The sequence below is a fragment of the Isoptericola halotolerans genome, from assembly GCF_045689585.1.
GTDB lineage: Bacteria > Actinomycetota > Actinomycetes > Actinomycetales > Cellulomonadaceae > Isoptericola > Isoptericola halotolerans_B.
Genome location: NZ_CP140108.1, coordinates 2,040,342 through 2,061,834, shown reverse-complemented (window position 1 = coordinate 2,061,834; position 21,493 = coordinate 2,040,342). Strand labels below are relative to the sequence as shown.

The 21,493-nt window shown below is 72.5% G+C and carries 18 protein-coding genes; 5 read left to right on the top strand and 13 right to left on the bottom strand.

The window, feature by feature from the left end; translation table 11 throughout:
• Window positions 1–192: 192 nt before the first annotated feature.
• From UQW22_RS09575 to metG, 4 genes are all read right to left on the bottom strand, one after another.
• Window positions 193–1,527, bottom strand: coding sequence for a transglycosylase family protein (locus tag UQW22_RS09575; protein ID WP_407316506.1), 1,335 nt, complete (start codon window positions 1,525–1,527; stop codon window positions 193–195).
• Window positions 1,528–1,733: 206 nt separating this feature from the next.
• Entirely contained in the window at window positions 1,734–3,017 is a 1,284-nt protein-coding gene (locus tag UQW22_RS09570; RefSeq protein WP_407316504.1) for a ubiquitin-like domain-containing protein, read from the bottom strand.
• The gene (locus tag UQW22_RS09565) at window positions 3,014–4,003 is read right to left on the bottom strand and encodes a TatD family hydrolase (RefSeq protein ID WP_407316502.1); all 990 of its coding nucleotides are present in this window, start codon (window positions 4,001–4,003) and stop codon (window positions 3,014–3,016) included. The genes UQW22_RS09570 and UQW22_RS09565 overlap by 4 nt, the downstream gene beginning before the upstream one ends.
• A complete protein-coding gene (gene metG, locus UQW22_RS09560; RefSeq protein WP_407316500.1) occupies window positions 4,003–5,799 on the bottom strand; it encodes a methionine--tRNA ligase in 1,797 nt (598 codons plus the stop codon). The genes UQW22_RS09565 and metG overlap by 1 nt, the downstream gene beginning before the upstream one ends.
• A 157-nt stretch (window positions 5,800–5,956) precedes the next feature.
• Between metG and UQW22_RS09555 the strand changes: the two genes are divergently transcribed.
• Window positions 5,957–6,529 (top strand): isochorismatase family protein, encoded by a 573-nt coding sequence (locus UQW22_RS09555; protein ID WP_407316498.1) that lies wholly within the window; start codon window positions 5,957–5,959, stop codon window positions 6,527–6,529.
• A 21-nt stretch (window positions 6,530–6,550) separates the two neighbouring features.
• Here UQW22_RS09555 and UQW22_RS09550 read toward each other — a convergent pair whose 3' ends face one another.
• The 3 genes from UQW22_RS09550 to UQW22_RS09540 are packed head-to-tail and all read right to left on the bottom strand — an operon-like array spanning window position 6,551 to window position 8,666.
• The gene (locus UQW22_RS09550) at window positions 6,551–7,066 is read right to left on the bottom strand and encodes a hypothetical protein (RefSeq protein WP_407316496.1); all 516 of its coding nucleotides are present in this window, start codon (window positions 7,064–7,066) and stop codon (window positions 6,551–6,553) included.
• Complete coding sequence (locus UQW22_RS09545; RefSeq protein ID WP_407316494.1) at window positions 7,063–7,866, bottom strand: alpha/beta hydrolase fold domain-containing protein; 804 nt, start codon at window positions 7,864–7,866, stop codon at window positions 7,063–7,065. The genes UQW22_RS09550 and UQW22_RS09545 overlap by 4 nt, the downstream gene beginning before the upstream one ends.
• Before the next feature lie 11 nt (window positions 7,867–7,877).
• A complete protein-coding gene (locus tag UQW22_RS09540) occupies window positions 7,878–8,666 on the bottom strand; it encodes an SDR family NAD(P)-dependent oxidoreductase (RefSeq protein ID WP_407316492.1) in 789 nt (262 codons plus the stop codon).
• Between the two features lie 315 nt (window positions 8,667–8,981).
• Between UQW22_RS09540 and UQW22_RS09535 the strand changes: the two genes are divergently transcribed.
• On the top strand, window positions 8,982–9,290 hold the full coding sequence (locus UQW22_RS09535) for a hypothetical protein (protein ID WP_407316490.1): 309 nt from the start codon (window positions 8,982–8,984) through the stop codon (window positions 9,288–9,290).
• Between the two features lie 48 nt (window positions 9,291–9,338).
• Here UQW22_RS09535 and UQW22_RS09530 read toward each other — a convergent pair whose 3' ends face one another.
• A complete protein-coding gene (locus tag UQW22_RS09530; protein WP_407316488.1) occupies window positions 9,339–10,241 on the bottom strand; it encodes a helix-turn-helix domain-containing protein in 903 nt (300 codons plus the stop codon).
• A 251-nt stretch (window positions 10,242–10,492) separates the two neighbouring features.
• Here UQW22_RS09530 and UQW22_RS09525 point away from each other — a divergent pair, with 251 nt between their 5' ends.
• Entirely contained in the window at window positions 10,493–11,878 is a 1,386-nt protein-coding gene (locus UQW22_RS09525) for an MFS transporter (protein WP_407316486.1), read from the top strand.
• Window positions 11,879–11,977: 99 nt separating this feature from the next.
• Here UQW22_RS09525 and rsmI read toward each other — a convergent pair whose 3' ends face one another.
• Window positions 11,978–12,850, bottom strand: a complete 873-nt coding sequence (gene rsmI, locus UQW22_RS09520; RefSeq protein WP_407316484.1) for a 16S rRNA (cytidine(1402)-2'-O)-methyltransferase — start codon at window positions 12,848–12,850, stop codon at window positions 11,978–11,980.
• Between the two features lie 48 nt (window positions 12,851–12,898).
• On the opposite strand from rsmI, the gene UQW22_RS09515 reads away from it, so the two are divergent.
• A complete protein-coding gene (locus tag UQW22_RS09515) occupies window positions 12,899–14,869 on the top strand; it encodes a dolichyl-phosphate-mannose--protein mannosyltransferase (RefSeq protein WP_407316482.1) in 1,971 nt (656 codons plus the stop codon).
• A gap of 135 nt (window positions 14,870–15,004) precedes the next feature.
• Here the strand turns inward: UQW22_RS09515 and UQW22_RS09510 are convergent, their stop codons facing one another.
• Genes UQW22_RS09510 through UQW22_RS09495 form a run of 4 tightly spaced genes read right to left on the bottom strand, consistent with a single transcriptional unit; the run spans window position 15,005 to window position 19,555 of the window.
• Entirely contained in the window at window positions 15,005–16,486 is a 1,482-nt protein-coding gene (locus UQW22_RS09510; RefSeq protein WP_407316480.1) for a family 20 glycosylhydrolase, read from the bottom strand.
• Window positions 16,487–16,498: 12 nt separating this feature from the next.
• Entirely contained in the window at window positions 16,499–18,256 is a 1,758-nt protein-coding gene (locus UQW22_RS09505; RefSeq protein WP_407316478.1) for a hypothetical protein, read from the bottom strand.
• A 2-nt stretch (window positions 18,257–18,258) separates the two neighbouring features.
• Window positions 18,259–18,444: a hypothetical protein gene (locus tag UQW22_RS09500; RefSeq protein WP_407316476.1), complete on the bottom strand. Its 186-nt coding sequence runs from the start codon at window positions 18,442–18,444 to the stop codon at window positions 18,259–18,261.
• 49 nt (window positions 18,445–18,493) lie between these two features.
• Window positions 18,494–19,555 (bottom strand): diguanylate cyclase domain-containing protein, encoded by a 1,062-nt coding sequence (locus UQW22_RS09495; protein ID WP_407316474.1) that lies wholly within the window; start codon window positions 19,553–19,555, stop codon window positions 18,494–18,496.
• A 258-nt stretch (window positions 19,556–19,813) separates the two neighbouring features.
• Here UQW22_RS09495 and UQW22_RS09490 point away from each other — a divergent pair, with 258 nt between their 5' ends.
• A complete protein-coding gene (locus UQW22_RS09490) occupies window positions 19,814–21,430 on the top strand; it encodes a leucine-rich repeat domain-containing protein (RefSeq protein ID WP_407316472.1) in 1,617 nt (538 codons plus the stop codon).
• Window positions 21,431–21,493: the final 63 nt, after the last annotated feature.

The following is a 21,493-nucleotide window of genomic DNA, read 5'->3' as shown; positions in this document are numbered from 1 at the left end:
CAAGGGCCAGGGCTTATACAGCAGATGTCGACTGTCGAGCGCGAACGACACCCGACCGTAACTGATTCGTTATGGAGCGCAACACGGTCTGGGTCACAGTCCGCGGCTCGGCACGATGACTTCACCTGGCTTCACAGGCCGGGCACACGAAGGCCGCCGGGGCGGCTCAGCACCCCGGCGGCCTCCGGTGGGTCAGAGCAGACCGAGCTTGCTGGCGCAGTGCGGCCACTGCCCCCAGCCCGAGCGCTCCTGCAGGATCTGCGCGCGCTTCGTCTGCTCGGCAGCAGAGGCGTCCGAGGGCAGCCCGGAACCGCCCACCGCCTGCCACGTCGGCAGCGAGAACTGGTAGAGCCCGTAGTAGCCGTTGCCGGTGTTGGTGGACGGGTTGCCGCCGGACTCGCACTGGGCGAGCTGGGACCACACGCCCGCGGGGGCGCTGTCACCGGAGGAGCTGCCACCGGAGGAGCTGGTCGAGCCGGAATCGCCCGAGGAGCTGCTGGACGACGAGCCGGACGAGGAACCGGACGACGTCGCGGGCTCCGGCTCCGGCTCCGGCTCGGGCTCCGGCTCGGGCCGCTCCTTGGTGCCGACGACGACGATCTCGTCGACCGGCTTCTTCGTGACCTCGTTCGAGACCCTCTCGCGCGACTCGACCTCACCGTCGACGCGCGTCACGCGCTTGACGATGGTCCGTTCGCCCTTCGAGCCCTCCTGCGAGACGAACGACCCCTCGTCGCTGTAGCGGTCCGGGTCCTTCTCCGTGACGGTGTCGAAGTCGATCTTCTTCGTCTTGGTGACCTTCTTGACGTCCACGACCTGCACGACGACGCGCACGGTCGGCTCGCCGGCGGCGCCGGGCTCGACGCGGTCGACGTGGACGCGGTCGTCGTCGTCGATCTCGACCGACTCCGCCTCGAAGAGATCCGTGAGCGTGCGGGCACCGTCGTCGACCACGGTCTCCTCGCCGCCCACGACGAGGGCGACCGGCTGGTCGGCGTCGAGGCGGATCGGCAGGGACGCGCGGTCGGCGGACCGCGAGGGCAGCAGGCGGACCTGCTCGTCGCGGGTGGCGAGCTGCTCGAGAGCGTCGTCGGCGTCGAGGGCGGCGACCCAGACCTCCTCCTGCTCGCCGTCCGCCTCGACCGTCAGCTCGCGGCCGTAGCGGACCTCGACCACGGCGCCGTCCCGCAGCGCGTCGCCGGCCGCGGGGGTGACCTCGTCGTTGTCGCCGACGCGGACCCCTTCCTCGGCGAGGACGTCGTCGACGGTGTCGGCGTACGTCGTGACGGTGACGAGGTTGCCGTCGACGTCGAGAGTGACGTCCTTGCGGAGCTGCTCCACCACGGCGAAGCTCACGCCGCCGGCGACCACGAGGCTCAGCGCGACCACCATGGCGACCAGCGGCCACCGGCGGCGGCGCCGGGCCGTCGCGGCGGCGGGCGCCTCACCGGCCGCGGCCGTGGGCTCGGCACTGACGGGTACGGGGGCGGTCGGCGGCGTGACGGAGTCGTCGGGCCAGTCGTTCAAGATGGTTCCAGACGTCGGCGGTACCGGCCACGACGGCGGCTCTCGACGGGCGGTCGAGCACGCGGTCGATCCGGTGGCTCCGACGACCGTAACCGCATCGTGATGTTCATCCAAGAGCACCTGTGGTAGGTATGCCCGGCTACGACGCGGTATGCCGGAAAAAATCTCCCGGTTGCGGGACGGAGATCACACCTCCCGGGGCGTGCTCAGTACCAGCCGACCGACATCGAGTGGTTCCAGGCACCGCACGGCGTGCCGTACCGGCCCGAGATGTAGCCCAGCCCCCACGAGATCTGCGTGGCAGGGTTCGTCCGCCAGTCCGAACCGGCCGACGCCATCTTCGAGCCCGGCAGGGCCTGCGGGATGCCGTACGCACCGCTCGAGGAGTTCTCCGCGTTCCAGCGCCAGTTGGACTCCTTGGTCCACAGCTTGTCGAGGCAGACGAACTGGTCGTCCCCCCAGCCGCGCTCCGCGGCGAGCGACCGGGCGACCGCCTTGGCGGAACCGGGGTCCACCTGCACCTGCGAGACGTCGAGCGTGCCGACCACCACCACCTCGTCGACCGGCTCGACCGTGACCGCACGGTCGACGACCGTCCGGCTCACCTCCGCGCCGTCGAGGGTGTGCACCTCGTAGGTGGTCACCCGCTCCCCCGGCACGCCGCGGGTCTGCACGGACTCGTACCCCAGGGGCAGGTCGTCCGAATCGACGCGCTCGGTGTCGAACGGCATCACCTCGGTGACGATGTCCGACGCCGTCTCGCCCCGGTTCACGACCACGACCATGCCGTCGACGGCGGCCGCACCGAGCGGGACCGAGGTCCTGTCGTCGTCCCCGAGCGAGATCTCGACCTCCGCGAGGACGTCCCGCACCGTGGCCTCCGTGGTGCGCAGCGGCAGCACGGACCCGTCCACGGAGACGTGCACCGTCTTGAGCGTCGAGACCCGCACCGGGCCGCGGCCCAGCGGGTCGCTGCGGGACGCCGTCGTCACCGCACCGTCGCCGCGCGGCCCCAGGGCGGCGAGCAGCTCGCCCACCGTGTGCGCCGTCGTCGTGAAGGTGGTGGTCTCGCCGTCGACCTCGAGCGTGACGTCCTTGCTGGTGCGCACCACCACCTCCCCGCCGTCCGGGGCCGGTGCCGAGGCGGCCGGCTGGACCAGGTCGTCCGGGCCGGGCCGGATGTCGTGGAACGCGAGGACGTCGCCCACCGTCCGGCCGTAGCCGTCGAGGGTCTGCACCCGCCCGTCCACGTCGACCACGACCTGGCTGTGGGTGTCGACCACGCCGTACGCCCCGACCGCCACCGCGGTCACCACGAGCGTCCGCAGCGCGCCACGGACCACGCCGCCGAGCGGGCCCCGGCGCCCGACGTAGCGCCCCGGGGGTCGACGACCGGAGGTGGCGTCACGCCGGTCCCGCCGTCGTCCCTGCTCACGCCTCGTCACGATCACCAGACCGTAGTCGAACCAGCGTCTCAGCGACAGGGTCACCACGCCCCGTAGACGCGCTCGGCGTTCTGCGAGACCGCCCGGCAGAGCTCGTCGAGCGGGCGCTCCAGCGTGTCCGCCATCGCGCGCACCGTGTGCGCGACGACGTACGGGGCGCTGGGACGGCCACGGAACGGGTGCGGCGGCAGGTACGGCGCATCGGTCTCGACCAGCACCAGGTCGAGGGGCACGGTCCGCAGCGCCTCGCGCAGGTGGTCGTTCTTCGGGTAGGTCACCGGGCCCGCGAAGGACAGGAACCAGCCGTGCTCGGCGGCCAGCGCGGCCATCTCGGCGTCCCCGCTGTAGCAGTGGAACACCGTGCGCTCCGGGGCTCCGTCGGCCAGCAGGACGTCGATCACCTGCTGGTGGGCGTCGCGGTCGTGGATCTGCATCGCCAGCCCGAGCTCCTTGGCCAGCGCGACGTGCGCCCGGAAGGCATCACGCTGCACCGCCTCACCCTGCGGCCCGGTCCGGAACAGGTCCATCCCGGTCTCGCCGACGGCCCGGACGCGGGGGTTGTCCCGGGCGACCTGGGCGACGCGCGCGATCGCGTCGTCGATCCCGACGGCGTGGTGCTCGCGCGGGGACGGTTCGAGGCCGTCGGGCCCCACCTCACGCACGCCGGCGTGCAGCACCGCCTCGTTGGGATGGATCGCCACCGCGCCCAGCAACGCACCGGTGCCGAACAGGAGCTTGCGCCCGCTTTCGTGTGCGAAACCGGGCCCATGCTCCTGTTCGGCACCGGTGGTGCGCAGCAGGGCGTCGGTCCACTCGATCGACGGCAGGTCGCAGCCCACCTGCACCAGCCGGTCGACGCCGACGGCGGCCGCCCGGGCGAGATGGTCCGCCACGGTCGGCACCGGCTCGCCGGGCGACGCGTCGCGCACCAGCGCACCGATCGCGTCCAGGTGCGTGTGGTTGTCGACGACGGCGACCGGCAGCTGCTCCGGGTCGGGCGGGAAGCCCCGCTCGCGCTTCGACCGTCCCATCAGGCCTTCTCGCGCAGGCGTTCCAGCTCCTCCTCGACGATCGAGTCGTCGAGCTTGGTGAACACCGGGGTCGGCTTGACGATCGGGGTGCCCGGCGTGACGGGGCGGGACTCCCACGCCGGGAACCGGTACGCGCCGTCGTGGTCGCCCGTGATGACCGGGTAGTGCCGGGAGTCGTCGTCGAGGTCGGTGACCTCCTCGATCACCGGCTGCGGGGCGAACTCCCCCGACCCGCCCAGCACCTCGTGCACCGACTGGGCCGAGTGCGGCAGGAACGGCGCGAGCAGGGTGTTGCAGTCGCTCACCGCCTGCGTGGTGGTGTGCAGCACGGTGGCGAGCCGGTCCGGGTCCGCCTTGAGCTTCCACGGCTCCGTCTCCGAGACGTACCGGTTGACGTCGCCGACGACGCGCATCGCCTCGGCGATGGCCGCGCGCTGCCGGTTGGACCCGATGAGGGCACCGATGTCGTCGAACGCCTTGCGTGTCGCAGCCAGCACGTCGCGGTCCGCGTCGGCGAGCTCCCCGGCGGCCGGGATCTGGCCGAAGTTCTTGTGCACCATGCTCGCCGTGCGGTTGACGAGGTTGCCCCAGCCCGCGACGAGCTCGTCGTTGGTGCGCCGCAGGAAGCCCTCCCACGTGAAGTCGACGTCCTGGTTCTCCGGCCCGGCCGCCGCGACGTAGTAGCGGAAGGCGTCGGGCTGGTACCGGGCGAGCATGTCGCGCACGTAGATGACGACGCCGCGCGAGGAGGAGAACTTCTGCCCCTCGACGTTGAGGAACTCGCTGGAGACCACCTCCGTCGGGAGCTGGAGCGACCCGAACCGGCCCGGTCCTCCCCCGCGCGACCCACCGCCGTCGTACGCCAGGAGCTCCGCCGGCCAGATCTGGGAGTGGAACGTGATGTTGTCCTTGCCCATGAAGTAGTACGACCGGGCGTCCGGGTTCGTCCACCACTCGCGCCACGCCTCGGGCGTGCCCCGGCGGCGGGACCACTCGATCGAGCTGGACAGGTAGCCGATCACGGCGTCGAACCACACGTACAGGCGCTTGGAGGGGTTGTCCTCCCAGCCCTCGAGCGGCACGGGGATGCCCCAGTCGATGTCGCGCGTCATGGCACGCGGACGGACGTCGTCGAGCAGGTTGCGGCTGAAGTTCAGCACGTTGGGGCGCCACCCGCTGCGGGTCTCGAGCCAGGAGGACAGCGTGTCGACGAGGGCCGGCAGGTCGAGGAAGAAGTGGTTCGACTCGACGAACTTCGGCGTCTCGCCGTTGATGCGGCTGCGCGGGTTCTTCAGGTCGATCGGGTCGAGCTGGTTGCCGCAGTTGTCGCACTGGTCGCCGCGCGCGCCGTCGTACCCGCAGATCGGGCAGGTGCCCTCGATGAAGCGGTCCGGCAGCGTGCGGCCCGTGGACGGCGAGATCGCGCCCATGGTCGACTTCTCGACCATGTAGCCGTTCTGGTGCACCGTGCGGAACATCTCCTGCACGACGGCGTAGTGGTTGCGCGTCGTGGTGCGCGTGAACAGGTCGTAGCTGAGGCCCAGGTCCGCAAGATCCTTGGTGATCACGCGGTTGTAGCGGTCCGCGAGCTCCTGCGGCGTGACGCCCTCCTGCTCCGCCTGGACGAGGATCGGCGTGCCGTGCTCGTCGGTGCCGGAGACCATCAGGACGTCGTGACCCGCCATCCGCATGTGCCGGCTGAAGACGTCGGAGGGAACGCCGAAGCCGGCGACGTGGCCGATGTGCCGCGGGCCGTTGGCATAGGGCCATGCCACGGCCGAGAGGATGTGGGTCATGCCCCGAATCCTAGTGGTCGACGCCGGGGGCCGGCCGAGGCGTCTCACCTCCCCGTCGCCTCCCACCCCCGCCCCACGACTGCCGAGAGGTGTCGACAGCGGCAGCGGAAGACTGCCGGGTCTCGGCAGCAGCGACGCGAAGTGGCACAGTGGAGGGATGAGGACGCGTGCACTTCTCGTCGTGGACGTCCAGCCGACCTTCTGCGAGGGCGGCGAGCTCCCGGTGGACGGGGGCGACCAGGTGGCCCGGGACGTGGCCGCGTACGTCGCCGCGCACCGCGACCGCTACGGGATCGTCGTGACCACCCAGGACTGGCACATCGACCCGGGCGAGCACTTCAGCGACGACCCGGACTTCGTGAGCTCCTGGCCCGTCCACGGGGTGGCGGAGTCAGCGAACGCCCAGCTGCACCCGGCGCTGGCGGACCTCGCGGCGGACGTCGCGATCCGCAAGGGCCAGTACGACCACGGGTACTCCGGCTTCGACGGCGAGGACGCCGTCGGGCGGTCCCTGGACCAGGTCCTGCGCGAGGCCGACGTCTCGGCGGTGGACGTCGTCGGGCTGGCGGAGTCGCACTGCGTCAAGCACACCGCGCTGGACTCCGTGCACTCCGGGTTCGCCACGACCGTGCTGACCGACCTGACCGCGCCGGTCTCCGTGGAGCAGGGCGAGCGGGCCCGCGCCGAGATGGCGGCCGTGGGCGTCACGCTGACGCCGTCCATCCCCTGACCGTGCGACGCCGGCCGCCGCTCAGACGGGTGCGCTCGGCGGGACGTCGTTCCCACCGGTCGTGAGCTCTGGCACGATCCGCCAGTCCCTCTGGAAGACGAGGTTGTGCATGTCGGCCTCGGCGATGGCACGGAGCGTGGGAGCCAGCTCCTCGGCGTGTTCCTTCGTGGCGACGTTCAGAGGCCACTCACCGACGGTGGCGCCCCGCAGATGAGGGTGGTGGAACCCGGCGCCGAACGTGGCGATGATGCTGATCGGGGAGATGCCCGCGTCGCGCTGTTCGGGCCACGTGAGCTGCCAGGCGGCCAGCAGGCCGCCGCGCTCCTCACGGCACGTGCCCACAGCGTCGATCTCACCCGTCGAACGCAGGAGTCCGGCGTCGAGCTCGACCAGGATCGTGCGTACCGGTCCGTCGAGGAGCTCGACCGCGTGGGCGAACGCCTCTTCCTTGGCACCGCGGGTGACGTGTCCGAAGTGGTTCCCGTCGCGCAGGTCGGTGAAGTGGCGGACGAGTGCATCGGTGGACGAGGTCGTCACGGTGCGGTCCTTTCGTCGTGGGCGATGGTCGTGGAACCCTCGGCGGCGGCCTCGATCAGCGCGGCGGTCAGATCGGCGAACAGGCCGCTGTGCGAGCCGAGGAGGTCCGCATGCGTGGCACCAGGCACGATGCTGAGGCTCGTGGGGACGTCTGCGGCACACAGGAGCCCGGCGTACTCGACAACGTCGTCGAGCACGGGGTCGAGGTCACCGACGGCGAGGAAGGCGGGCGCGAGCCCGGACAGGCTGGCGGCGTCGAGAGGCGAGCGCCGCAGTTCTCCACGAGCGACGCCGCCGTCGCCGTCCAGCCAGACCCGCCAGGCGCGGCGCAGCTCAGCAGGCCGCGGGAACACCGTGGGGTCGCGGTGGTAGGACGGACGACCGCAGCCGGGGTCGAGCGGTGGATAGGCGAGGAACTGGGACGGGACCCTCTCGCCGCGATCGCGGCGCGCGAGGGCGACGAGGGCGGCTATCGTGCCGCCGGCGCTGTCGCCGCCCACGGCGAGGGGCATCTCCACGTCGTCGACGTGGCCGAGGACGTCGAGCACGTCGCAGACCGCGGCGGGGAACCGGGCGGCGTCGGCGAGACGGTAGTCGACGGACGTGACGGCCCAGCCGGAGCAGGCGGCGAGGCGACGGGTCATCGGTGCCCACTGAGCCGCGGACCCGTGCTGCCACGAGCCGCCGTGCGCCCACACCAGCTGGCCGCGCGCAGGGATGCCGGGTTCGTGGACGAGGACGTGGACGACTCCACCGTCCTCCGTGGTCACGGTCGTCCAGCGGTCGCCCACCATCGTCATGCGGTCTGCGCTCACAGCTGGCGCAGCGCGCCGCCGTCGACCGCCCACTCCGCGCCCGTGACCTGACGCGCCCGCGGGGACAGCAGGTAGGCGACGACGTCGGCCACCTCCTGCGGACGGCCGATCCGCCCGGTGGGCAGGCGGCGTTCCTCGCGCACGAAGCGCTCCACGGCCGAGTCGGGGTCGGTGCCGAACCGCTCGGCGAGCTGGTCGGCGAATCCGCCCGGGGCGTCGAACAGCGCCGTGCGGGTCGGTCCCGGCGACACGACGTTGGACCGGACCCCCGTGCGGCCGGTGTCGGCGGCCAGAGACTTGGAGATCGACAGGAGCGCGGCCTTGGACGCGGCGTACGGCGCCATGGTCGGATCGGGCATGCGGGCCGCCTCGCTGGCCACGTGGACGAGGCTGCCGCCGTCGGGGTCGCCCTGCATCGCTGCGGTCGCACGACGAGACAGCCGGGCCGGGGCGATCACGTTCAGCTCGAACGTCCTGCGCCACAGCTCGTCGTCGAGATCCGCGAAACCGGGCCGGGTGTCGAAATAGGCGGCGTTGTTGACGAGTCCGTCGAGGCGGCCGTACCGCTCCACGGCCTGTCCGACGACGTCGCTCGCCACGGTGTCGTCGGACAGGTCGGCGGTCATCAGTCCGGCACCGGGAGGAAGGACGCCGTCGTCGGGAGCGTGGCGGGCCACCGCGACCGCTCGGGCCCCCTCCTGGGCGAGCGCTCGGACGACCGCGAGTCCGATCCCCCGGGTCCCGCCGGTGACGACGACGACCTTGTCGACGAGCTCCAGATCCATCAGATACCTCCGAACGTCGACACGCCCTGCGGTCGTCCGCAGCTGTCGATCCATCGTCGGGATCGGATCCGGAAGCAGCCAGGCCCTCTTCTGCCTATCACCGACAGTGTCACCCTCGAGGCCTGGACGACTCCGACATGGGCCGCTCGGACCAGTTCGCATGAATTGGCCCATATACCTTCCCCGTCCGAGGTCGTCAACCGGTATCTCCATCCCGAGACAGATTCATCCTGTCCCTGCTAATGTGTGGCTCACCGGTCACCGGCCTGATGGAATGCGCATGACTGATCCAGGCCGAGCGCAAGGGATCCATCAATGACCATCGCACGCCGCACGAATTTCGACTGCAAAATCGCACGAGCTCTCGTCCTGCAAGACGCCGTGAAAGAATCCGTGGCCGAACGTAGCGTGATCGTCAACCTCTCGATGACCGATGCCTTCACCGGCACCGCACAGCAGTCCGGTGCTGCTGAAGTCCGGACAGGACACGGTGGGCACCGTCCAGCTCGATCGCCGGACCGCCCTGCGCTGGTCGAGAGACCGGCGATGGACAGGTTCGCCCGCCCGCGCCGACGGACGGCGAACAGGTCCTCGGACGGTGAACTGGTCACAGAACCCACCTGACGGGTCTGGCGGTGGGCCGGCATCCCGGCCCACCGTCAGAGCCACCGTTCAACGGCCGCTCTCGCGGGCGGCGTCCGGCTCTCGCTCCGGACTCACGGTGACGACGCTCTGCGTCGCCTCGCGCGCCAGGAGAGCGAGGGTGCTCGCCGCCTCGGACGACGCGGCGGTGTACATCAGAATCCGGTGCTCGGAGTCGTCCGGGGGCGTCAGGACCTCGAACTCGAGGTCGAGGTCACCCACTTCCGGGTGCCGGAACCGCTTCACCCCCGACACGCAGCGATGGACAGGGTGCCGTCCCCACAGGCTGCAGAATTCCGGGCTCTTGACCGTGAGCTCCCCGATGAGCGCGGTCAGCTCCGGATCGTCCCTGTTCTTTCCGCTGAGCACACGCAACGAGGCGACGGCTCGTTCCGCTTCTCCGCCCCAGTCCTTGTACAGCTCTTTCGTGTGCTCGTCGAGAAACAGCATGCGCGTCATGTTCGGCCGGTCCCGCCAGAGCTCCGGACCGTCGAACGCGAGATGACCGCCCACCAGGCGGTGGCCCAGGCTGTTCCAGCCCAGCACCTCGCTGCGCCGTCCGAGGATCACCGCCGGCGTATCGGGTATCGACCGCACCAACCGGAGCATGCCCTCCCGTGCACGATCGGGCTTCGCCGCCGCCCGACGCCTCGGGGACCGCTTGGGGCGGGCCAGCTCGAACAGGTGTGCCTGCTCGTCAGGCCCGAGCTCCAGCGCCTTGGCGAGCGACCCGATCACCGACTCGGAGGCGTTGGTGCTCAGACCCTGCTCCAGCCGGGCGTAGTACGTCGGGCTCACACCCGCCAGCATGGCCAGCTCTTCACGTCTCAGCCCGGGCACGCGCCGGGCTCCGTAGCCGCGGATCCCGACGTCTTCGGGTCGTAGCGCCGCACGCCGGGAACGCAGGAAGTCACCGAGGTCACTGGAGCTCATACACCCATGCTCCATGATCGGGCCGCGTTCTGTCCTGTCCCTGGCAGTGACAGTTTCGCGGACCGCACGAATGTGCCTGTCACTCGTGATGACAGGAAGCGGGGGGTGTGGTTGCCCTCTCCCTTGCACCGCATGGTGGAGACGGCCAGAAGAATGCCGGACATCCATGACGCGAAAGAGGAACCGTGACTACGGAACAGATATCGGGAACGGAATCCACCGGGGAGCCTGCGCGGACCGGGAGCACTCGCATGACCGGCCGCCAGCGCACGGCCCTGGCCGTGCTGCTGACCGCGAGCTTCACGCTCGCCGTCGACTTCTCCATCCTCAACGTCGCCCTGCCCACCATCGGCGCCGACGTCGGCTTCTCCCTCGCGAACCTGCAGTGGGTCGCGACGGCGTTCGCCCTGTGCGCGGCCGGGTTCACGCTGCTGATGGGCCGTGTCGCCGACGTGGCGGGCCGCCGTCGCATGTTCCTCGTCGGCATGGTGCTCCTGGGCGCTGGTTCGCTCGCTGGCGGCCTCGCCACCACACCCGCCGTCCTTCTCGTGGCGCGGGTCGCGCAGGGTCTCGCCACGGCGATCGTCGTGCCCGCCGCGCTCGCCCTGCTCATCGGGACCTTTGCCGAGGGGGCGGCGCGGGACAAGGCCCTCGGCCTCAACGGATCGCTGATGGCCGCCGGCTTCACCACCGGCGCCGTCCTCGGCGGGCTGCTGACGGACCTGTTGTCCTGGAGGTGGGCCTTCTTCATCAACGTGCCCATCGCCGTCGCCGTGCTCGTCGTCGCACCCATCGTCCTGAAGGAGGACCGTGCCAGGGACCGCACGCGACTCGACGTCCCGGGCGCCGTGCTGGTCACCCTGGGACTTCTTGCCCTCGTCCTCGGGCTGACCACCGCGGCCGAGACCTCGTGGACGGATCCCGTCACGGTGGTCTCGCTCGCCGCTGCTGCGGTCCTTCTCGCGCTCTTCGTGGCGGTGGAGAGGTTCGTGTCCCAGCCGCTGGTTCCGCTGAGCATGCTCACCCGACCCACGGTGGCCTGGGGCAATATCGCCGGCTTCCTCGCCTTCGCCACCGAGACGTCGCTCGTCTTCCTCCTGACGATCTATCTGCAGGAGGTTCTCGACTATTCGCCGCTGGCGGCGGGCCTGTCCTTCGCCGTCCTCGGGATCGGCACCGTGCTCGGCGGGCTGCTCGGTCCTCGGATCATCGGCCGCTTCGGCGCCAAGGCCGCGATCGTCGGCGGCTTCCTCGTCCAGGCTGCGGCGACCATCCCCCTCGTCCTCATCGGTCAGACGGGCACGTCCATCTGGCTCGTCCTCGTGGCGACCTTCGTCGGTGGCGTCGCGAACCTGGTGATCATCGTCGGATTCATGGTCACGGCCACCAGCGACGTCCCCGCGAGTGAGCACGGTCTCGCCACCGGTCTGACCACGATGAGTCAGCAGGTCGGCATCACCATGGGCACTCCTGTGATGAGCGCCGTCCTGGCTGCCTCGGTGGTCGCGGCCTCCGCGGCCTCCGAGACCGAGGCGATCCTCGACGGCGTGCATGCCGCCATCTGGGTCAACGGCGGGCTCTGCCTCCTGGGATCCGCCGCCGTGGCGGCGTTCCTCCGGCGGCGCGTGCAGGGTTGATCACCGGCCTCCGACCGGCCGCCGTCCCGGGGACGACCGGCGGCTGGTCGGGGGCGGCTCGCGCGCGTGGACCGACCGTCCGAGGGCGGCGGAGGCGTCCTACCGTGCGGGCCGTGCCGCGAGCGCCGCCTCGTAGAGCTCGCGCTTGGACGTCCCGGCGGCCGTCGCGACGTCGGCCACCACCGACTTGAGGCGTTCGCCGGCCGCGACACGTGCCAGGACGTCGGGCACCAGGTCCTCGGCCCGGGGCGCCGCGGCCGCGGGGGCCCCACCGACGACGACGCAGATCTCGCCGCGCAGCCCGGTCCCGGTCTCGGCACGCTCGCCCGCGAGCGCCGCGAGCTCCCCGAGGGTGCCGCGCAGCACCTCCTCGTACGTCTTCGTCAGCTCCCGGCAGACGGCGGCGGGCCGATCGGCGCCCAGGGCGTCCGCCATCGCGGCCAGCGTCTCGACGACGCGGTGCGGCGCCTCGAAGAAGACCATGGTGCGCGGCTCGGTCGCGAGCGCGTCGAGGAACCGGCTCCGGTCCCCCGCCTTGCGGGGCACGAACCCGTCGAACGTGAAGCGGTCGGTCGGCAGCCCGGACAGCGCGAGCGCTGTGAGCACGGCCGAGGCGCCCGGCGCCGCCGTCACGGGCAGGCCGCGCTCGACGGCGCGCTCGACGAGCCGGAACCCGGGGTCGGAGACGGCCGGCATCCCGGCGTCCGTGACGACGACGACGGTCCCGCCGTCGCCGACCACGTCCAGGAGGTCGTCGGCCCGGTCGCGCTCGTTGTGCTCGTGGTACGACACGACACGGCCACCGACCTTGATCCCGAGCCGGCCGGCCAGGCCATGCAGGCGGCGCGTGTCCTCGGCGGCGACGACGTCGGCGTCCTGCAGCAGACGCACCAGCCGTGGCGAGGCGTCCTCGACGTTGCCGATGGGGGTGGCGGCCAGCACGACGGACCCGGCCTCGGCGTCACGACTCATGTGGACCACTGTCCCACGGCGACGTCACGACCCTCTAAAGTGGCCGAGGTGAGCGCCCCCGATGCCGACGCCCCGACCACCGGTGAGAACTCCGCTGCCGACGCCCCGTCGGAGAACCGCCAGCAGTACCCCTCGCGACGCGACATCCACGGGCACCGCCGCACGGACACCCGCGGCATCCCCCTCGTGACCGGTGCGATCCGTGCCGTGACCGGGTCGATCCCGAGCGTACGGTCGAACGGCCCGGCCGACGCCCCGCCGTCGGACGCGGCACCGGCACCGGCACCGGCACCGGCACCGGCACCGGCACCGGATCAAGGCCGCGTCCCGCCGTCCAGGTCGGCCCCTGGCTCGCCGTCGGACGCGGACCCGGCACCGGGCACGGACGTCGGGACGCCGCGGCCCGCCGACGGGCCGGAGGAGCCCGCCCTGACCGAGCAGTCGCTCCTGGTCCGGCTGCTGGGCGAGCGACGCCTCGCCCTCGGCGCGACGTGGCAGGCCCGCGCGCTGGGATGGCTCGGCGCCGTCCTCGTCACGCTCGTCGCGGCCGCCACCCGGCTGTGGGAGCTCGGCAAGCCCGGGACCCTCGTCTTCGACGAGACGTACTACGTCAAGGACGCCTACACCCTGGGCCGCGAGGGCGCCGAGAGGCAGTGGCCCGACGACCCCAACCCGGCGTTCGAGGCGGGCGACGTCGACACCTACCTCGACCAGGCCGCCTACGTGGTCCACCCCCCGGTGGGCAAGTGGATGATCTGGCTCGGCATGGAGGCGGGCGGCGGGGCGACCGACCCGTTCGCCTGGCGGCTGGCGAGCGCCGTCGTCGGCATCCTCGCGGTGCTGCTGCTGGCACGCATCGCGCGACGGCTGTTCTCGAGCACCGTGATGGGCCTCGCGGCGGGCTTCCTCCTGGCGATCGACGGTCAGGCGATCGTCCACTCGCGGACCGCGCTGCTGGACCAGTTCCTCATGTTCTGGGTGCTGGTGGCGTTCGGGTGCCTGCTGCTGGACCGGGAGCAGACCCGACGGCGGCTGGCTGCCCGCGTGGGAGCGATCTCCCCGGCGGGCGGTCCCGTCACCGGGTGGTCCCCGGCCTGGTTGGGCGTGCGGTGGTGGCGGCTCGCCGCGGGCGTCTCGCTCGGGCTCGCGTGCGGGGTCAAGTGGTCCGGGCTGTGGTTCGTCGCCGTGTTCGGGCTGCTCACGGTGCTGTGGGACATGACCGCCCGCCACCGGGCGGGCCTCCCCGGGGGCGCCGCCAGGTCGCTGCTCCTCGACGCCCCGTACGCCTTCGTCCAGATCGTGCCGGTCGCGCTGGTCACCTACGTGGCGTCGTGGTGGCGGTGGATCGCCAGCGCCGGTTCGTCCGTCCCCGCGTACAACCGCACGTGGGCGCAGGACAACCCCGACCAGGCGTCGTGGGTCCCGGACTGGCTGGAGAGCCTCTGGCACTACCACCAGCAGGTGTACGGCTTCCACCGGGATCTCGACTCCGAGCACGCCTACGCGGCGCACCCGCTGGGCTGGATCGTGCAGTGGCGGCCCACGTCGTTCTTCTGGGAGCGCTCGGCCGCCGGGGAGAGCGGCTGCCCCGCGGACGCCGACGGCGCGTGCGCGGTCGCGGTGACGGCGCTCGGCAACCCGCTGCTGTGGTTCCTCGCGGCGATCGCGATCGTGGTGACGATCGTGCTCGGTGCGTGGTGGCGGGACTGGCGGGCGATCGCCGTGCTGTCCGGCACGGTCGCCGGCTGGCTGCCCTGGTTCCTGTACACCGACCGGACGATCTTCGCGTTCTACTCGATCGTGTTCACGCCGTGGGTGATCCTCACGCTGCTGTACCCGATGGTGGTGGCGCTGGAACGCAGCGCACGAGGTCGCGGGCGGGGCGGCACGGTCGGGGTGGTCGTGGGCGTCCTGCTGGCCGTCACGGCCGTGTCGGTGGCGTTCTACCCGTTCTGGTCGGCGATGCAGGTGCCGTACGACTACTGGCGCGAGATCATCCGCTTCCAGAACTGGATCTGAGCCGGCAGGCCGCCAGGGGCGAGGAGACCCGCGCACGGCCGCGTCCACGCGCCCCAGGGGGCGCTCCACTTCGGGATCGACGGTCGTGCGCGGGCGTCCTCGCCCCCGGCTGCTTTCAGTCCGGCTCGCCTCAGCTCACCAGGCGACCTGCGGGGTCTGGTGGAACGCCCAGCCCGCGGACCGCCACGCCGGTGCGGCGGCGGCGGTGCGGGCGGCGAACCCGTCGAAGTCCTTGTGCTCCGGCGCGGACCAGGCCACCTCGGCGACGGCGCCGAGGCGCGGCAGGAGCATCGAGAACAGCTCGTCGCGCGTGGTGAGGGTCTCGGTCCAGACGGCGGCGGACACCCCTTCGACAGCCGCGGGCGGCAGGCCGTCGATGACGGCGCTCGGCTCCCACGCGTAGGAGTCGCGCAGCTCGACGTGACCCGCCCACTCCAGGCCCAGCGGGTGCTCGGGGGTGTACTTCATGTCGAGGTAGGCGTGGTTCCCCGGAGACATGACGAACCGCGCCCCGCTCTCGGCCGCGGCGACGAACCGGTCGAACTCCTCGCCCTTCGGCTCCCAGTACTGCAGCAGCGTCCCGGCCTCGACCGGCCCGCGGGCACCCTCCTGCCAGAAGATCGGCGTCTTGCCGTGCTCGCGGACGATCCGCTGCGCCAGGTCGACGAACCGCGCGAACTCGGCGTGGTCCATCGTCAGGACCTCGTCACCGCCGACGTGCACCCACTCGCCGTGCGTCATGCGGGCGAGGTCGCCGATCACGTCCCGCAGGAACGGTTCGGTCGCCGGGTTGTCGAACCACAGCCGGGAGAACCCGACCTCGATGCCGTCGTAGGCGTCGGTCGCGAGGCCGTCGGCGGTGAGCGCGCCGTAGACGTGCGTGGCGGCGTTGACGTGGCCCGGCATGTCGAACTCGGGCACGATCGTGACGAACCGGGCCGCGGCGTACTCCTGGAGGGCCGCGTAGTCGGCCGAGGTGAGGTGACCGGCGGACCCGCCACCGACCTGGTTGTCCGAGGCCTTCTCCAGCTCGGGCCGCGACGGGATCTCGATCCGCCAGCCCTGGTCGTCCGTCAGGTGCAGGTGCAGCACGCGCAGCTTGAACGCGCCCACCAGGTCGACCACCGCCCGGATGTCGTCCGGCCCGAACCAGTGGCGCACCACGTCGAAGCTGAGCCCGCGCCAGGCGTAGCGCGGGGCGTCGTGCACGACGACGAGGGGCACGCTCGCGCCGTCGGTCACGAGCTGCCGCAGCGTCCGGGCGGCGTGCAGCAGCCCGACCGGCGCGGCCGCCGTCGCCTCGACGCCCGCCTCCGTGACCCGCAGCGTGTAGCGCTCCGGGCTGTCCGAGGCGGCGGGGCCGGCGTCCGGGTCGAGACGCAGGGCGAACGGCACGGCGTCGGCAGCACCGGCGGGGGGCTCGGCCGTCTCGGCACCGGCACCGGTACTGGCACCGACGACGGGCACGCCGGCGGCGGCGAGCTGCTCGGCGACGACGGCGGTGAGGTCGGCGGGCGCGTCGAGCTGCACGGCCGGCAGCGGCAGGCGCGCGGCGCCGCGATCGGAGGCGTCGGTGGCCTCGATGACCTCGGTGGGCCACGGGATGAGGGGGAGCATGGGTTCTCCTGGTCAGGGCCCGGCGACGAGCAGCGGCGCCGGGTCTGTCGGGACGAGGTCGGCCGCCGGGCCCGGGAGGTAGGTCGGTCCCGCCCAGCCGGCGTGCACCCCGTCGGGGACGTCGTCGATCACACGGCCCCACACCCACTCCGTGGTGGTCGGTCCGCCGGTGCGGTCCGCGGCGAGGACGATCTCGACCGCGTCCGTGGCGGCGGCCACGTCGGCGAGGTGCTCACGGTCGACGACGGACTCGGGACGTGTCTGGTGCACGACCACCGTCGTCGGGGGCAGACCGTGATTAGTAACCACCCCTTCAATATAGGTGATCACGGCCTCCACCTCCTCCACCGCCACCTGTCCTGGCGGCAGCCCCTCGCCCCGGCGCTGCTCCGGGTGCAGCGCGACCCCCACGCCCGGTCGCTCCAGGAGCTCGCCGAGCGGTTCGACGCCCTCGATCAGCGTCGACTCCCCCGCCCCGACGTCCAGCAGCACGTACTGGTCCGCCGCGAGCGCCGCGTCGACCAGCGGCTCCAGCTCGGCGAGCGGTTCCACGGCGCTGCCCTCGACGACGACGGTCGGCACGACCGGCCCGCCCTCCAGGTCGGCGTACGCCTCCGCCGTCGCCGCGGCGCGGGCCACGACGTCGGAGGGCTCGTCGTACCGGCTCCCCGCGGTGGTGACGTAGCGGGCCGGGAGCAGGTGCTGGGTGCCCGTCGGCAGCAGCTCGCCCCGTTCGGCCGCCGCCACGCGCCACGCGAACTCGGTCGCGTCCCCGAACGTGGGACCGACACCGACCACGGCGAGCGCCTGGGCCATGTCGATCTGCTCGATGGACTCCGGCGAGGCGCCGATGTCCCCGTCCGGCACCTCGTGGTCGACCGCGCCGGCCGCACGCAGCGTCGCGATCGCGGCCTCCTGGCCGGGCTGCGGGTCGGTCAGCGCGAGCACCTCGCGCAGGCCGGTCTGCGCGGCCTCACCGCTGTCCGCCGTCGCTCCGCTCGCGAGGGCCGCGGCCACCTCGTCCTGCAGGCGGGACGCCTCGGTGGTGCTCAGCGCCCCCTGATCCTCGGAGCGGCCCGGCAGCGCGTCCGCGCGCAGGTGCACGACGGCGGCACCTGCGGTCGTGGCCGCCCGCTCCGCGTCGCTCGTCCCGTCCGCGGTGCCGCCGTCGGACGGGGTCGCCTCCCCCGGCGGGGCGCCCGGGCTCTGCGAGGACCCGGTGTCCGCCGAGCTGGGGGGGGACGTCGCCGGGCTCACCACCACCGCCACCTGCACGCCCAGCCGCTCCAGCTCGTCGGCGACGCCATGGGGCGAGACAGCGCCGCCGACCACGAGGGCGGGGGCGCCGAGCAGCTCGGCGGCCGCGGCCTGCGCTCCTCGCACCGCCGCGCCGTCGGACGTGGGGTCCGAGGCCGGGTCAGGCGCCGGACCGTCGGACGTGCCGTCGTCAGGCGCACCGTCGGAACCGTCGGGCCCGTCCGCGGCCGGGTACCCGGCGGCCACGACCGCGACCGGCGAGCGCTCGAAGACCTGCTGGCTCGTCGTCAGGGCGAGCTCGGCCGGGTCCGTCGCCGGCAGCAGCAGGGTGTGGCTCGTCGGAGCAGCGACGACCGTGTCGACGGCCGGGCCGTCTGGCTCGGGCGGTGGGTCGTCAGCAGCGCAGCCGGCGACGAGCGCGGCCAGGCAGATGGTCAGGACGAATCGGGCGTTCCGTACACGCACGTACCCATCCTCGCGCATTCTGGGCACCAGGTCGATGCCGCGTCCCATGCTCAGCCCTTCGGCTCCCACGGGTTCTCGATCACGATGCCCCATGGCGCGAAGTCCTTCCCGTTGCGCGTCGCGACAACCAGCCGATGGACCACGGCCGCCGCAGCGATCAGCGCATCGTGCGCCGGTCGGGATACGGGGACGTGCAAGAGCGCGGCCGCCTCCGCCGCCTCCTGGTCCACGTCCATGAGGCGTCAGCCATGGTCCGGTGCGAAGTCGGTCTCGTCGTCGAGGGGGTCAGCCGACCCGGCGCAGCGGGAGGGCAGCGGCGTCCGGGGGCCGCTGCGCAGGCGCCGCGGGCTGCGGAGCCGGTGCTGCCGGATCGAGCGGCACCTCCGGACGGGCCGGCCGCTCGGCCTGACCAGCGCTCCGCGTCAGGCGGGACTCGGCCTCGCGCACCAGCTCCTCGGACGAGGCCGAACCTGCCACGGACCACACCACCGAGGAGCGCAGCTCCGGCCACACGAGGGCGTCGACCGCGCCGGAGGGCCCGGCGAGGTTCGCCAGCACGTGCCGACGCAGGTGGTCGGCCGACGCCGCGGCCTGGATGTCGTCCATCGGCGGAAGGGTCGCGAGCACCGCGAAGCGGTCGCCGTCCACCCGACCTGCCTCGCACCCGCGCGGCAGCCCGCCGGACATCCGTGCGGCCAGCTCGACGAGCACCGTGTCCCCCACCGTGAAGCCGTGGCGGGCGTTGAGCGCCGCCATGCCGCGCACGTCCAGCAGCACGACCACGACCCGCGTGCCGGTGCCTCGCACGAGCTCGCACCGCCGGGCCAACGAGTGCCAGGTCGCCGCCCGCGTGGGCAACCGCGTCTGCGGGTCGTGCGTGGACCGGTCCGCGAGCGCCGCCACGAGCGAGCGCATCAGGTCCGCGGTGCTGGCGCTCGCCCAGCGGTCGCCGGCGACGAGCACGTCGTCGTAGCGGTGGTCGTCGGCGCGCTCCATGGCCCGGGTGGCGACGGCGGACACGGCGTCGTGCGGGTGCACCACCATCGGGTTCCAGTCGGTGACGGCGGAGGTGGGCCTGCGCTCGAGCACCGCGCGCCCGTAGCCGAGCCGCCCGGTCAGCGCGGCCGTGAGGCCGGACCGCATGATGACACCGGTGCGCGTCCCGCCGTCCTCGACCACGACGACGCACGTCACCTCCGGGTTGCGGAACATCACCTCGAGCTGGCCGACGGGCATCGACGACCCGACGACGTCGACGGGTCGCGCCAGGTCGGTGACGATCCCGGCGAGCCGGGCACCGCCGCGGACCTGACGATGCCGGGCCACCTCGGAGATCTCGTCATGCACGCGGCCAAGGATGACGCGACCGCCTCGCGCACTTCCAGACATATCGGGCAGCACGCGCAGTGTTCGGCCATTGTTCACGGTCGTTCATGCTGAGGTCACGCAGGAGGGCGTGCGCGTGCGGCCGCGTCCGACCCGTCCGGTCGGCACCGGCACCGGCACCGGCACCGGCACCGGCACGTAGTCAACAAGTGACCATTGCTGCGTCTCACGGGCCGCTCCTACCGTCTTGGGGTCCGACAGTCCCTGGAGAGAGCCGCCATGCACATTTCTCGATGCCCCGACGTCCGACCGGCCCGCTGGGCCCTCGGTGCGGCCGCGCTCGTCCTGCTCCTCCCCGCCCTGGCCACCTCTGCTGCGGCCGCCGACACCGTCGATCTCGACGGAGTCGGCTACGAGCTCCGGTCCCCCGCGAGCCCGAGCCTCGGCGCTGCGGCGACGTCCTACGACCCGGTCGGCAACGACGAGCACCCCGCCGTCACCCTGCCCCCGTCGGTGACGATCGACGGTCGGAGCGTCCCGGTCCGCGCGGTCGGTGCGGGCGCGTTCCAGGACGAGGGGCTCGAGGCGGTCGCGCTGCCCGACGGGCTGACCACTATCGGCAACCGTGCCTTCGAGGGCAACCGGCTCACCGAGCTCGTGCTGCCCCCGTCGGTCACGGGGATCAACGGCGTCCGCGCGTTCGGCGGGAACGCCCTGGCCTCGATCGACCTGCCCGGGTCGATGACGCACCTGGGCAACAGCGTGTTCAGCGAGAACGAGCTGACCTCGATCGACCTGCCGGCCGGGCTGGAGTACCTGGGCCACGGCGTGTTCAGCGACAACGCCCTCGCACAGGTCGACCTGCCCCCCGCACTCGCGACCATGGGCCAGGACGTCTTCCAGGACAACCCCACCCTCGGGACGATCCGGTTCCTCGGGCCGGCGCCCGAGATCATCGGTGGGCCGGAGAACTCGCCCGTCGCGCGGGACGACGCCACGACGCCGCGCGTCGAGCACCTCTGGCGGCACGGTGAGACGAGCGGCCTCCCGCAGGCCTTCACCTGGCCGACCTGGTACGGGCTGGCGACCGAACCGTTGATCGAGGTCGACTTCGTCGCCGGCGCCGCCACCGGCGCGCACCTGCCGGAGAGCCGGCTCGTCCCCCTCGACCTCGGCACGCCGCAGGACGACGCGCCCTGGGGCACCATCGTCCCGGACGACGCCCCGCCGACGCCGACCGCCCCCGGACTGCTCTTCGCCGGCTGGACGACCGTCGGCGACGACCCTTCACCGTGGACCTATGGCCAGCCGCTGCGCGCCGACACGACCCTGTCGGCGCTGTGGCGGGACGACTCCCCGCGCGTCGCGGCCATCGAGGTGACGGCGTCGGCCGCCCGGGTGGACGTCGGCGGGACGGTCACGCTGGCCGCCGAGGGCTTCGACGCCGCCGGGACCTCGCTCGGCGACGTCACCGACGACACGTTGTTCGCCTCGGACGTCGCCACCGACGTCGTCGCGGGCGACCAGGTCACCTTCCCCACCGCCAGCTCCCACACGATCACGGGCACGCACGAGGCCAGCGAGGCGCGAGGCAGCGTGGTCGTCGAGGTAGTCGAGGTCGACGAGGTCGACGAGGTCGACGGAACGGACACCGCCGACGCTCCGGCGGGGTTCGTCGACGACAGCGGGGTGTCCAGGGGCGGGACGGATGGGGGCGACGACGGCGCGAGGCCCGCGACGACGCCGGTTCCGACCGACACCGTCGCGGCGTCGTCCGCGCTGCCCGCCACCGGCGCCTCACCGGCTGTGACCGTCGTGGTCGCCGTCGGGACGATGCTGCTCGGCATGGCGCTCGTCCTGACCGCCCGTCGCGCCGCAGCCGGGCGGAGAGCATGACCGTCCACCACGCGGTCACCGCCGCCGTCTCCTGTCCGTGACGGCACCCATGATCACCCGAGA